The following is an 11,825-nucleotide window of genomic DNA, read 5'->3' on the forward strand; positions in this document are numbered from 1 at the left end:
CATCTCTCTCGACTAAGGAGCACGATGCACGGCAACCCCCTGCTCGCCGAGGCGCGCATCGACCGGTTCGTGGCCGACCAGATCGTCCCGGCGGTCTATCGCGCCCGGGTCCCCCTCGACCTGACCGCGTGGTCGGCTCCCGGTGAGCCGGTGCCGTTCCGCGAGGCGACCGGCCAGGAGTACGCGCCGGTCGCGCCGGGCCTCGCGTGGGGCGCCCCGTGGAGCACCACCTGGTTCCACGTGACCGGTGAGGTGCCGGAGGCGTGGTCGGGCGAGGGCACCGCGGTCGAGCTGATGATCGACCTGGGGTTCTCCCGGTCGAACCCCGGGTTCCAGGCCGAGGGGCTGGTGTGGCGGCCGGACGGGACGACGATCAAGGGCGTCTCCCCGATGAACCAGGCGGTGCCGTGGGCCGGCGACGGGCGGATCGACGTGTTCGTCGAGGCGGCCGGCAACCCCAACATCGCCAGCAACTTCGGGTTCGTCCCGACGCCGTACGGGGAGCTCGCCACGGCGGGCAGCGAGCCGCAGTACGTGCTGCAGTACGTCGACGTCGCGCTGCGGGACGTCGCGGTCTGGGAGCTGCTGCAGGACCTGACGGCGCTGATCGGGCTGATGAAGGCGCTGCCGGTGGACTCGACACGACGTGCGAGCATCCGGTTCGGGCTCGAGGACCTGCTCGACACGGTCGATCCCGACGACGTCGCGGGGTCCGCGGGCGCCGCCCGCAAGTCGCTGCGTCCGCTGCTCGACGCGCCGGCGTCGGCCAGCGCGCACCACGCCTACGCGGTGGGGCACGCGCACATCGACTCGGCGTGGCTGTGGCCGGTGCGGGAGACCGTGCGCAAGTGCGCGCGGACGTTCTCCAACGTGATCGCGCTGATGGACGCCGACCCGGACTTCGTGTTCGCGTGCTCGTCGGCGCAGCAGTACGCCTGGATGAAGGAGTTCTACCCGGAGCTCTTCGCCCGCATCAAGGAGAAGGTCGCGGCCGGCCAGTTCGTGCCGGTCGGGGGGATGTGGGTCGAGTCCGACACCAACATGCCCGGCGGCGAGGCGATGGCGCGGCAGATGGTGACGGGCAAGCGGTTCTTCCTGGAGGAGCTCGGCGTCGAGACGCAGGACGTCTGGCTGCCCGACTCCTTCGGCTACTCCGGGGCGCTCCCGCAGATCGTGCGGTCGGCGGGGTCGCGCTGGTTCCTGTCGCAGAAGCTGTCCTGGAACGACACCGACCGGATGCCGCACCACACGTTCACGTGGGAGGGCATCGACGGCTCCCGGGTGCTCACGCACTTCCCGCCGGTCGACACGTACAACTCCGACCTCTCCGCGGTCGAGCTGCTGCACACCGAGCGGAACTTCGCGGAGAAGGGCGTCGCCGGCTCCTCGATCGTCCCGTTCGGCTGGGGCGACGGCGGCGGCGGCCCCACGCGGGAGATGGTCGCGTCCGCCCGCCGGTTCGCCTCGCTCGAGGGGGCGCCGACCGTCGAGCTCGGAAGCCCGAACACGTTCTTCGCGCGCGCGGAGGCCGAGCTGGCCCAGCCGTCGGTGTGGACCGGGGAGATGTACCTCGAGTTCCACCGCGGCACGTACACCTCGCAGGCGCGCACCAAGCAGGGCAACCGCCGCAGCGAGCACCTGCTGCGCGAGGCCGAGCTCTGGGCCGCGACCGCCACCGTGCAGCAGGGGGCCGAGTACCCGTACGACCGGCTCGAGCGGCTCTGGCGCACCACGCTGCTGCACCAGTTCCACGACATCCTCCCGGGCAGCTCGATCGGCTGGGTGCACCGCCAGGCGGAGGAGACGTACGCCGCGATCGGGGAGGAGCTCGAGGGGCTCATCGCCGACGCCGCGTCTGCCGTGGTCGGCGACGGGGACCTGGCTCTGCTGCTCAACGCCGCGCCGCACGCCCGGTCCGGGGTGCACGCGCTCGGGGCGGGTCCGGTGGAGGTCGCCGGCGGTGACCCGGTCATCCTCGTGCGTTCCGAGGACGGCACGATCGCGCTCCGCAACGGCCTGGTCGACGTCCACCTGACGGCCGGCGGGCAGATCGACTCGCTGCGCGACCTGGTGGCGGACCGCGAGGTGATCCCGGCGGGCGCGCTCGCCAACCTGCTCCAGCTGCACCGCGACGCCCCGGCGCAGTGGGACGCGTGGGACATCGACAAGGAGTACCGCCGGGTGGGCACGGACCTGCTCGACGCCGACAGCCGCGAGGTGGTCTCCGAGTCCGCCGACGCCGTCGTCGTGCGCACCACGCGCTCGTTCGGCTCGTCGCACCTGGTGCAGGACATCACCCTGCGGCGGGGCAGCGCGGCCGTGGAGATCGTCACGGACGTCGACTGGCACGAGCGGCAGAAGCTGCTCAAGCTCGCGTTCCCGCTCGACGTGCTGGCGGACCGGTCGGCGGCGGAGACCCAGTTCGGGCACGTCTACCGCCCGACGCACACCAACACGTCGTGGGACGCGGCCCGGTTCGAGATCTGTGCCCACCGCTGGGTGCACGTCGGCGAGACCGGCTACGGCGTCGCGATCGCCAACGACTCGACGTACGGCCACGACATCACGCGCCGGCCGGGCGGCTCGGGGACGACCGTGCGGCTCTCGCTGCTGCGGGCCCCGCTGTTCCCGGACCCCGAGGCGGACCAGGGGCGTCACCGGCTCACCACGGTCCTGCACCCGGGCGCCGCGATCGCGGACGCCGTCCAGGACGGCTACCGCACCAACCTGCGCGAACGGGTGGTGCGGGGCGCGCACGCCGCCGACCCGCTGGTCACCGTGTCGAACGCGGCCGTCGTGGTCGAGTCGGTCAAGCTCGCCGAGGACCGCAGCGGCGACGTCGTCGTGCGGCTGTACGAGTCGCTGGGCGGGAAGGCGCGTGCGACGCTCGTTCCCGGGTTCCCGGTGTCGGGCGCCCGGCCGGTCGACCTGCTGGAACGGGACGTCGACGCCCCCGGCGTCACCGCGACCGACGAGGCTGTCGAGCTCGAGCTGCGCCCGTTCCAGCTGGTCACGCTGCGCCTGCCGAGAGCATGAGAGGACCTGCTGTGAAGACGTTCACCCTGCCCGGCACGGACATCGTCGTCCCCAACGTGGTGCTCGGCCTGATGCGCATCGCCGAGAAGTCCGACGACGAGATCCGCACGCTCGTCGCCGCCGGCCGCGACGCCGGGATCACGATGATCGACCACGCCGACATCTACGGCGGGGCGATGCACGTGTGCGAGCGGCGGTTCGCGGAGGCCATGCGGCTGACGCCGGCGGACCGCGCGGAGCTCGTCATCCAGACGAAGTGCGGGATCGTGCCGCCCGACGGCTTCGACTTCTCCTCCGAGCACATCATCGAGTCCGTCGACGGCTCGCTGGCCTCGCTCGGCACCGACCACCTCGACATCCTGCTGCTGCACCGCCCGGACGCGCTGGTGGAGCCGGAGGAGGTGGCGCGGGCGTTCGACGCGCTCGAGGCCGCGGGCAAGGTGCGCGCGTTCGGCGTCTCCAACCAGACGCCCGGGCAGATCGAGCTGCTGAAGAAGCACGTGCGGCAGCCGATCGTCGCCAACCAGCTGCAGCTGTCCATCACGCACTCGTCGATCATCGCGAGGGGCGTCGCGGCGAACATGCAGGCGGAGGACCAGTCGATCGACCGCGACGGCGGCATCCTCGACTACTGCCGCCTGAACGACATCACCATCCAGGCGTGGTCGCCGTTCCAGGCGGGGTTCTTCACCGGCGTCTTCCTCGGCTCGCCCGACTACCCGGAGCTCAACGCGGTCATCGACCGGCTGGCCGGCCAGTACGACGTCCCGCCGATCGCGATCGCCACCGCCTGGATCACCCGGCACCCGGCGCAGATGCAGGTGGTGCTCGGGACCACGAGCCCCGACCGCGTGACGGGTGCGGCGCAGGGTTCGGACATCCCCCTGACGCGCCCGGAGTGGTACGAGCTGTTCCGGGCCGCGGGCTACATCCTCCCGTAGGCGATCCCGGCGAGCGCCCACTGCCGCACGGGCAGCGCCTGCGTCGCCGCGCAGGTGGAGAGCAAGGGTGCCGACGAGGTCTCGACGAGCTCCACCGTCACCGGCCCGTCAGCCGTGCCGAGCCGCACCGACCAGCCGTCGTCCGTCCGCCCCTCGCCGAGCGGCGGGTAGGCGTCGAGGTGCTCGTCGCCCAGCTCCGCCCGCGCGAAGTGCTGCGCGGCCTGGACCGGGTGCGAGGACGAGCTGCGCCCGCGCAGGAACTCCGGGACGACCCGGCCGTCGAGGTACGCGTCGGCCACCGCGACCGCGTCGCCGTCGTCGACCCAGCCGTAGTACAGGCCGTGCGGGAGCAGGACCATCGTGCCGGCGAACCGGTCGCCGCCCAGGTGCGAGCACTCCCAGGTCTCCTCGGGGTACTCCGACGCCAGGCGCGCGGCCACCGCCCGGCCGCGCACCGCGCAGCACTGGTCGTGCCGGCCGTGGGCGCACACGGCGAAGACGGGGCGGTCGGAGGGTGCCCCCGCCGAGCCGTCGAGGGGGATGTCCAGCAGCGCGCGCCGATCGTCGACCCACCCCCAGCGCACGGACTCCTGGCCCGGCCGCGAGTCGACGAGCGCCCAGCGGGTGCCGTCCTGCACGGCCCGCCGTCCGGGGCGGCGGATGGCGAGCGGTCGGATGCCGGCGCCCTCGATGCGGTGCACGAGGGCGCGGCCGAGGTCGTGGTCGAAGGGCGGGTCGAGCAGGGCGTGCCGACCCCACCCCGCCTGGTTCTCGACCAGGAACCAGCGGTCGCCGTGCGACCCGGTCGCGACGAGCGAGTCCTGGCGTGCGCGGGCGCCGTCGCTGCAGGGCACCCACCCCTCGATCACTCCGACGTCACCACCACACCCTCGCGCAGCAGCCGCCGGACGACGACGAGCGCGCTGGCCAGGTCCAACCCGGGCAGGGACCCGACGGCGACCGGGTCGCCCGCGTGCAGGACACGGATCGCCGCCTCCGCCTCGACGGGGAGGGACAGGACCGTGCCGCGGGCGGTGATCCGGACGCGGTCGCCCGCGGTCTCGACGCGGCCCCCCAGGGACGGCCGCCACCGGACGCGCGTCGCCTCGGTGAGGCCGGTGATCGCGGAGAGGGTGGCCAGCGGAGCGACGGGCTCGGCCCGGGTGTCCCGGCCGAACCGCGCGCCGAGGCTCCGTGCGGAGAGCTCCGCGGGATCGGCGGTCGACGTGAGCGCGCGGACCAGGTCGGCGACGGTCTCCTCGACGATCGGCCGCAGCTGGTCCGGGTCGGACACGTCGATCCCCAGCGGCAGCGACGCGCGCAGAGACTCGGTGTCCCCGACGACGCTCAGCAGGGTGTCGACGACGTCGGCACGCGTGTAGGCGGCCATGCCGACGGTCAGGTGGATGGACGTGTCACCCAGCGCCGTGGCGGAGTGGATCCACCCGCGCGGCAGGTAGAGGGCGTCGCCGGGCCGGAGCACCTGGTCGATGACGGGCTCGCCGCGGCCGGCGTCGGCGACCGCGGTGCGGTGGTCCGTCCACACCTGGGTCGTCAGGGGATCGGGGTGCACGGGTGCGTGGATGACCCAGTGCTTCTCGCCGGACACCTGCAGGACGAACACGTCGTGGGTGTCGTAGTGCGGCGAGAACCCCTGCGACGACGGCGGCGTGACGTACGCATTGACCTGCGCGGGGTGCCCGAGCTCCTCGACCAGCCGCCGCGTGAAGTCCACCAGCGGCGGCCACATCCGGTGCAGGCCCTGCAGCACGATCGTCGCGCCCGCGGCGAACTCGGCCAGCACCTTGTCGCTGGAGACCTGGTCGGACACCTCGGCGCCGAACCCGCCGGAGGACGTGAACCGACCGGGTTCCAGCACGCTGCCCTCGTGGGCCAGCCGGACGAACGGTGTGCGCAGGCCGCGCCGGCCGACCAGCTCGTCGACGGCAGCGGGGGAGAACAGGTCCGCGAAGTCGTCGTGGGCCACCGACAGCAGGGGCGCGCGCCCCCAGTGCTCGCGGGCGAACTGCTCCGTCGGCACGTCGATGCAGCGCGAGAGCGCGGACCGGAGGACCGGTCCGCGCTCCACGAGGACGTCGGGCGTCACTACGCCGAGCCGTCCGCCCCGCCGTCGTGGCCGCCGGGGTTGGCGCCGCCGTCGGCCACACCTTCGCCGGCGGAGCCGTCCGCGCCGCCGTCGTGCCCGCCCGGGTTGGCGCCGCCGTCGGCCACACCTTCGCCGGCCGAGCCGTCCGCGCCGCCGTCGTGCCCGCCGGTGTTCGCGCCGCCGTCCGCCACGCCCTCGCCTGCGGGTGCCGGCTCGCTGGTGATGTCGTCGTCGTTGATGCTCATGGACACTCCCTCGTTCTCGCAGCCGTGCAGCGACGTCGCCGCCTCGGCGAGCGTATCCACGCCGTGCCGACGACGCCCGGCGACCGAGGAGCTACTCGTGCCGGCTGCGCAGCGCGGTGGCGACGCGTTCGATCAGGTCGGTCGGCACGGGATCGCGGTACAAGAGCTTCACCGTGTCCTTCGCCGACCGGTGCGGGGCGACCTCGGCCTCGAGCTCCGGGTCGAGGGTCGCCACGGGGTAGAGGCCCACGTGGTGCTTCCACCCGGCGAAGTGCAGGGCGTAGCGACCACCCAGCATGAACGCGGGCATGCCGTACCGGATCCGTTCCTCGGCCCCCGGCAGAGCCCGGCGCAGCGCGGCGGCCACCTCGGCGAGGATCGGACGGACGTCGTCCGGGAACGTGGCGATGTACTCGTCGGTGGTGTTCACCTCAGACCGGCTTCGTCGCCTTGCCGTCGAGCCACAGCGTGTCGCTCTCGTCGCGGTGCACGCCGTCGGTGCCGACGTGCTTGGTACTGATGGTCGGACCCTTGGTGATCACGTGCCACAGGGCCATGGCGTGCCCGCGGCCGACGCCGTAGTCCTCCTGCAGCCAGGTCACCACGCCCGCCGCCTTGGCGCCGGGGGCGTCGAGGCCCTTCTCGTGCGCGATCTCCACCAGCTGCCGCGGCGTGAGCCCGGTCTTGTCCTCGATGGTGTCCAGGTACGCCTGGAACGACATGGCTGTCTCCTCTCCTCACGTGGAACCTAGCGGGCAGCCGCGCTTGACGGGTGTGCGACATGTTCGTAATGTCGCACCGCAAGAACTGGACAATCCGGCTGCATAAAGTCGTGCAGACGGCACTCCCCGGTCGCGATGAACCGCACTCATCTCGCCGTCGCTCATCCCCCACGCGCACCTTCGCGCGCCCGGGGGTCGACCCCGCAACGACGCGGGAGAACGAGGACGTCATGAGAACTCGGTTGAAGCGCGCGCTCGTGGCCGGTGCCGCGATCGCGCTCGTCGCGCCCCTGGGCGTCACGCTCGTGGCACAGGGTGCGTCCGCCGCACCCGTGCTGCTCTCCGCGGGCAAGCCCGCGACCGCCAGCAGCACCAACCAGACCTACGTCGCCGGCAACGTCACCGACGGGAACCAGGCGACCTACTGGGAGTCGGCCAACAACGCGTTCCCGCAGTGGGTGCAGGTGGACCTCGGCGCCGCCGCGACGGTGACCGACGTGACCCTGAAGATCCCGGCGGGCTGGGGCGCCCGCAACGAGACGGTGACCCTGCAGGGCTCGACGGACGGATCCGGCTTCACCACGCTCAAGGCGTCGGCGTCCTACGCGTTCACCGGCGGCAACACCGTCGCGATCGACGTCACCGACACGAGCGTCCGGTACGTGCGCGCGTCCGTCAGCGCGAACACCGGCTGGCCGGCCGCGCAGCTGTCCGAGGTGGAGGTCTACGGGACCTCCTCGACGCCCCCGGTGGACCCGCCGGCCGGCACCGACCTGGCGCAGGGCCGCCCGATCACGGCGACCTCCGTGCAGCAGAGCTACGTCGCGACGAACGCGGTGGACGGCTCGGCCAGCACGTACTGGGAGGGTGCGCCCGGCGCCTATCCGTCGAACCTGACGGTGTCGCTCGCGGCCCGGTCCGCTCTCACGGGCGTCGTCGTCAGGCTCAACCCGGACCCGGCGTGGGGCAACCGGGCGCAGACGTTCGCGATCCAGGGCCGCACCGGCACCGGCAGCTTCACCGACCTCACGGCGTCGGCGGCCTACGCGTTCAGCCCGTCGAGCGGCAACACGGTCACGATCCCGGTCTCCGGTGAGGCGACCGACGTGCGGCTCGTGTTCACCGCGAACACCGGCTCCTCCAACGCGCAGGTCGCGGAGCTGCAGGTGTTCGGCACCGGCACGCCGCCACCCGTGGGCCCGGACCTCCAGGTGGCGCTGACGACGAACCCGATCGAGGTCTCGCCGACCACACCGATCTCCGTGGGCGCCACGGTCCGCAACGCCGGCGCGGGTGCATCGGCGGCGACGACGGCCGCCGTCGCGCTCGGCGGCCAGAGCGTCGGCACCGCGACCGTCCCGGCGCTCGCCGCGGGCGCGCAGACCACGATCACGGTGAACGCGGGCACCCGCGCCGCCGGCTCCTACCCGCTCACGGTCACGGTGGACCCGGGCAACACCGTCGCCGAGTCGAACGAGACCAACAACGCCGCCAGCGGCTCGGTGATCGTCACCGCACCGCCCACCGGGGACGGGTCCGACCTCGCCGCCGGCCGGCCCGCGACGGCGTCGTCGACCGAGTTCACGTTCGTCGCCGCCCACGCGGTCGACGCCGACCCGAGCACCTACTGGGAGGGCGCGGGCGGCGCGTACCCGAGCTGGCTCGCGGTGAACCTGGCGTCACAGTCGACGCTCCAGCAGGTGGTCGTCGGCGTGCCGCCGGTCGCCGCCTGGGGCGCCCGGACGCAGACGTTCTCGATCGAGGGCCGCGTCGGCTCCGGGGCGTGGAGCACGCTCAAGGCGTCCGCCGCGTACGCGTTCGCGCCGGGGTCGGGCAACAAGGTGACGATCCCGGTCAGCGGTTCGGCCACCGACGTCCGCCTGGTCTTCAGCGCGAACACGGGTGCGGGCAACGGGCAGGTCTCCGTGCTCCAGGTGGTCGGCGTCCCGGCGCCGAACCCGGACCTCACGGTCACCGCGGTCACGGCCAGCCCGGCCGCACCCGTCGAGACCGCCGCCATCACGCTTGCGGCGACCGTCCGGAACGGCGGCAACCTCGCGTCGGCCGCCACCACCGTGGACCTGACGGTCGACGGAGCTCGCGTGGACACGGTCGCCGTGCCCGCGCTCGCGGCCGGCCAGTCCACGACCGTCTCCCGGGGCATCGGCACCCGCCCCGCCGGCTCGTACACGATCGGCGCGGTCGTCGACCCCGCCAACACGGTCGTCGAGCAGAACGACGCCAACAACGCGTTCACCAACCCGACCAAGGTGGTCGTCACCGAGGCGCCCGGCCCTGACCTGCAGGTCCTCGCCATCGCCTCCAACCCGGCCAACCCCGCGGTCGGCTCGTCGGTGTCCTTCACGGTCACGGTCAAGAACCGCGGCTCGTCGGCCGCTGCCGCCTCCACCACGCGGCTGGTGGTCGGCACCACGACCCTGAACGGCGCGACCGCTGCGCTCGCCTCCCAGGCCACCGCCACGGTCGCTCTGGGTGGCACGTGGACCGCCGTCACCGGCGGGGCCACGCTGACCGCCACGGCCGACGCGACGAACGCCGTCGCCGAGACCAACGAGAACAACAACACGCTCGCCCAGTCGATCGTCGTCGGACGCGGGGCGGCCGTGCCGTACACGTCCTACGAGGCCGAGGCCGGCACCTACACCGGCACCCTGGTCGAGGCCGACGCGCTGAGGACGTTCGGGCACACCAACTTCGGGACCGAGTCCTCGGGCCGCAGGTCGGTGCGCCTGACCAGCCAGGGGCAGTACGTGCAGCTCACGTCCACCAACGCCACCAACTCGATCGTGATCCGGAACTCGATCCCGGACGCGGCGGGCGGCGGCGGCCAGGAGGCGACGATCAGCCTGTACGCCAACGGGACCTTCGTGCAGAAGGTCACGCTCTCCAGCCGGCACAGCTGGCTGTACGGGACCACCGACCAGCCCGAGGGCCTCACCAACACCCCGGGAGGCGACGCCCGACGGCTGTTCGACGAGTCCCACGCGCTGCTCGCCCAGTCCTACCCGGCGGGCACGGTGTTCCGGCTCCAGCGCGACGCCGGCGACACCGCGGCGTTCTACGTCCTCGACCTGATCGACCTCGAGCTGGTGGCGCCCGCGCTGCCCAAGCCCGCGGAGTGCACCTCGATCACGGCCTACGGCGCGGTGCCGAACGACGGTCTCGACGACACCACCGCGATCCAGGCAGCGGTGACCGCGGACCAGAACGGTCAGATCAGCTGCGTGTGGATCCCCGAGGGCCAGTGGCGCCAGGAGAAGAAGATCCTCACCGACGACCCGCTGAACCGCGGGACGTACAACCAGGTGGGCATCTCCGACGTGACGATCCGCGGGGCGGGCATGTGGCGCTCGCAGCTGTACTCGCTGATCGAGCCGCAGGACGCGAACACCCTCAACCACCCGCACGAGGGGAACTTCGGGTTCGACATCGACAAGAACACCCAGATCTCCGACATCGCCATCTTCGGCTCCGGCCGGATCCGCGGCGGCGACGGGAACGATGAGGGCGGCGTCGGCCTCAACGGCCGGTTCGGTGCCGGCACCGCGATCAGCAACGTGTGGATCGAGCACGCCAACGTGGGCGCCTGGGTGGGCCGCGACTACGACAACGTGCCCGAGCTCTGGGGCCCCGCCGACGGGCTCCAGTTCACGGGCATGCGCATCCGGAACACCTATGCCGACGGGATCAACTTCTCCAACGGCACTCGGAACTCGCGGGTGTTCAACTCCTCGTTCCGGACCACCGGCGACGACGCGCTGGCCATCTGGGCCAACCCGTACGTCAAGGACCGGAACCTCGACAACGCCCGCGACAACCACTTCGTGAACAACACGATCCAGCTGCCGTGGCGCGCCAACGGGATCGCCATCTACGGCGGCTCCAACCAGTCGATCGAGAACAACCTCGTCTACGACACCATGAACTACCCGGGCATCATGCTGGCGACCGACCACAGCCCCCTGCCGTTCGGCGGGACCACGTTGATCGCCAACAACGGCCTATACCGGACCGGTGGGGCGTTCTGGAACGAGGACCAGGAGTTCGGGGCCATCACCCTGTTCCCGTCCACCCTGCCGATCACCGGCGTCACCATCCGGGACACCGACATCGACGACTCGACCTACGACGGCATCCAGTTCAAGAACGGCGGCGGGGCCATGCCCGACGTCCGGATCACGAACGTGCGGATCACCAACTCGCGCAACGGTGCGGGCATCCTGGCGATGAGCGGCGTGAGCGGCAACGCGATCCTGTCCAACGTGACGTTCGCCGGGAACGCCGACGGGGACGTGGTCCGGCAGCCCGGGTCGCAGTTCACGATCACCGGCAGCTGAGCACGCGCCTGAGGGCCCTCGGTCAGCCGGGGGCCCTCAGGTACGTCTCGATCTCAGCCGGGGTGTTCACCAGCAGGCAGAACTCGTTGCCCTCCGGGTCGGCGAGGACCGCCCAGGGCGCGTCACCCTGGCCGATGTCGACCCGGACGGCACCGAGCTCGAGCAGTCGCGCGAGCTCGGTGCCGTGGTCCTCCGGGGGCCGGAGGTCGACGTGCAGGCGGTTCTTCACCGTCTTGGTGTCGGCTACCCGGGTGAACAACCAGTTCGTCGACCCACCGATCGGCGACCCGATCGCCACCTCGGTGCCGTCGTCGGACCGCCAGACCTCCTGCCACCCGAGCACCCGGCTCCACCAGGCGGCGAGGGCGCCGGGATCGGCGCTGTCGATCGTGAGGTGTCCGACGACGGGAGTCATC

Annotated in this window: 9 protein-coding genes; 3 read left to right on the top strand and 6 right to left on the bottom strand. The window is 72.3% G+C overall.

From position 1 onward, the window contains the following. The first annotated feature begins 24 nt into the window (after window positions 1-24). Together ASD18_RS03125 and ASD18_RS03130 are read left to right on the top strand one after the other, a co-directional pair. Window positions 25-3,036: a glycoside hydrolase family 38 C-terminal domain-containing protein gene (locus ASD18_RS03125; RefSeq protein ID WP_056086505.1), complete on the top strand. Its 3,012-nt coding sequence runs from the start codon at window positions 25-27 to the stop codon at window positions 3,034-3,036. Window positions 3,037-3,047: 11 nt separating this feature from the next. After that, window positions 3,048-3,977 (top strand): aldo/keto reductase family oxidoreductase, encoded by a 930-nt coding sequence (locus tag ASD18_RS03130; protein WP_056086510.1) that lies wholly within the window; start codon window positions 3,048-3,050, stop codon window positions 3,975-3,977. Here ASD18_RS03130 and ASD18_RS03135 read toward each other — a convergent pair. From ASD18_RS03135 to ASD18_RS03155, 5 genes are all read right to left on the bottom strand, one after another. Continuing rightward, a complete protein-coding gene (locus ASD18_RS03135) occupies window positions 3,962-4,831 on the bottom strand; it encodes a sucrase ferredoxin (RefSeq protein WP_200938449.1) in 870 nt (289 codons plus the stop codon). The genes ASD18_RS03130 and ASD18_RS03135 overlap by 16 nt on opposite strands. Before the next feature lie 11 nt (window positions 4,832-4,842). Next, window positions 4,843-6,084: a cupin domain-containing protein gene (locus ASD18_RS03140; protein ID WP_235522241.1), complete on the bottom strand. Its 1,242-nt coding sequence runs from the start codon at window positions 6,082-6,084 to the stop codon at window positions 4,843-4,845. After that, window positions 6,084-6,329, bottom strand: a complete 246-nt coding sequence (locus ASD18_RS21740; RefSeq protein ID WP_056091462.1) for a hypothetical protein — start codon at window positions 6,327-6,329, stop codon at window positions 6,084-6,086. Before ASD18_RS21740 ends, ASD18_RS03140 begins: the two co-directional genes overlap by 1 nt. Window positions 6,330-6,420: 91 nt before the next feature. Then, window positions 6,421-6,759, bottom strand: a complete 339-nt coding sequence (locus ASD18_RS03150; protein ID WP_056086513.1) for an iron chaperone — start codon at window positions 6,757-6,759, stop codon at window positions 6,421-6,423. Between the two features lies 1 nt (window position 6,760). Next, window positions 6,761-7,051, bottom strand: a complete 291-nt coding sequence (locus ASD18_RS03155) for a DUF4287 domain-containing protein (RefSeq protein ID WP_056086516.1) — start codon at window positions 7,049-7,051, stop codon at window positions 6,761-6,763. Between the two features lie 230 nt (window positions 7,052-7,281). Between ASD18_RS03155 and ASD18_RS03160 the strand changes: the two genes are divergently transcribed. Next, window positions 7,282-11,409: a CARDB domain-containing protein gene (locus tag ASD18_RS03160; RefSeq protein WP_082573489.1), complete on the top strand. Its 4,128-nt coding sequence runs from the start codon at window positions 7,282-7,284 to the stop codon at window positions 11,407-11,409. Window positions 11,410-11,431: 22 nt separating this feature from the next. On the opposite strand, the gene ASD18_RS03165 is transcribed toward ASD18_RS03160, so the two are convergent. Continuing rightward, window positions 11,432-11,824 carry a VOC family protein gene (locus tag ASD18_RS03165; protein WP_056086521.1) on the bottom strand — a complete coding sequence of 131 codons (393 nt, stop codon included), beginning with the start codon at window positions 11,822-11,824 and terminating at the stop codon, window positions 11,432-11,434. Between the last annotated feature and the right edge of the window lies 1 nt (window position 11,825).

Source organism: Cellulomonas sp. Root137, from assembly GCF_001426725.1.
Lineage (GTDB): Bacteria > Actinomycetota > Actinomycetes > Actinomycetales > Cellulomonadaceae > Cellulomonas.

Excerpts from the sequence above, each read along its gene's own strand:
- ASD18_RS21740 (WP_056091462.1), bottom strand. The coding sequence starts at position 6,329 with ATGAGCATCAACGACGACGACATCACCAGCGAGCCGGCACCCGCAGGC.
- ASD18_RS03155 (WP_056086516.1), bottom strand. The coding sequence starts at position 7,051 with ATGTCGTTCCAGGCGTACCTGGACACCATCGAGGACAAGACCGGGCTC.
- ASD18_RS03160 (WP_082573489.1), top strand. The coding sequence starts at position 7,282 with ATGAGAACTCGGTTGAAGCGCGCGCTCGTGGCCGGTGCCGCGATCGCG.
- ASD18_RS03165 (WP_056086521.1), bottom strand. The coding sequence starts at position 11,824 with ATGACTCCCGTCGTCGGACACCTCACGATCGACAGCGCCGATCCCGGC.
- ASD18_RS03125 (WP_056086505.1), top strand. The coding sequence starts at position 25 with ATGCACGGCAACCCCCTGCTCGCCGAGGCGCGCATCGACCGGTTCGTG.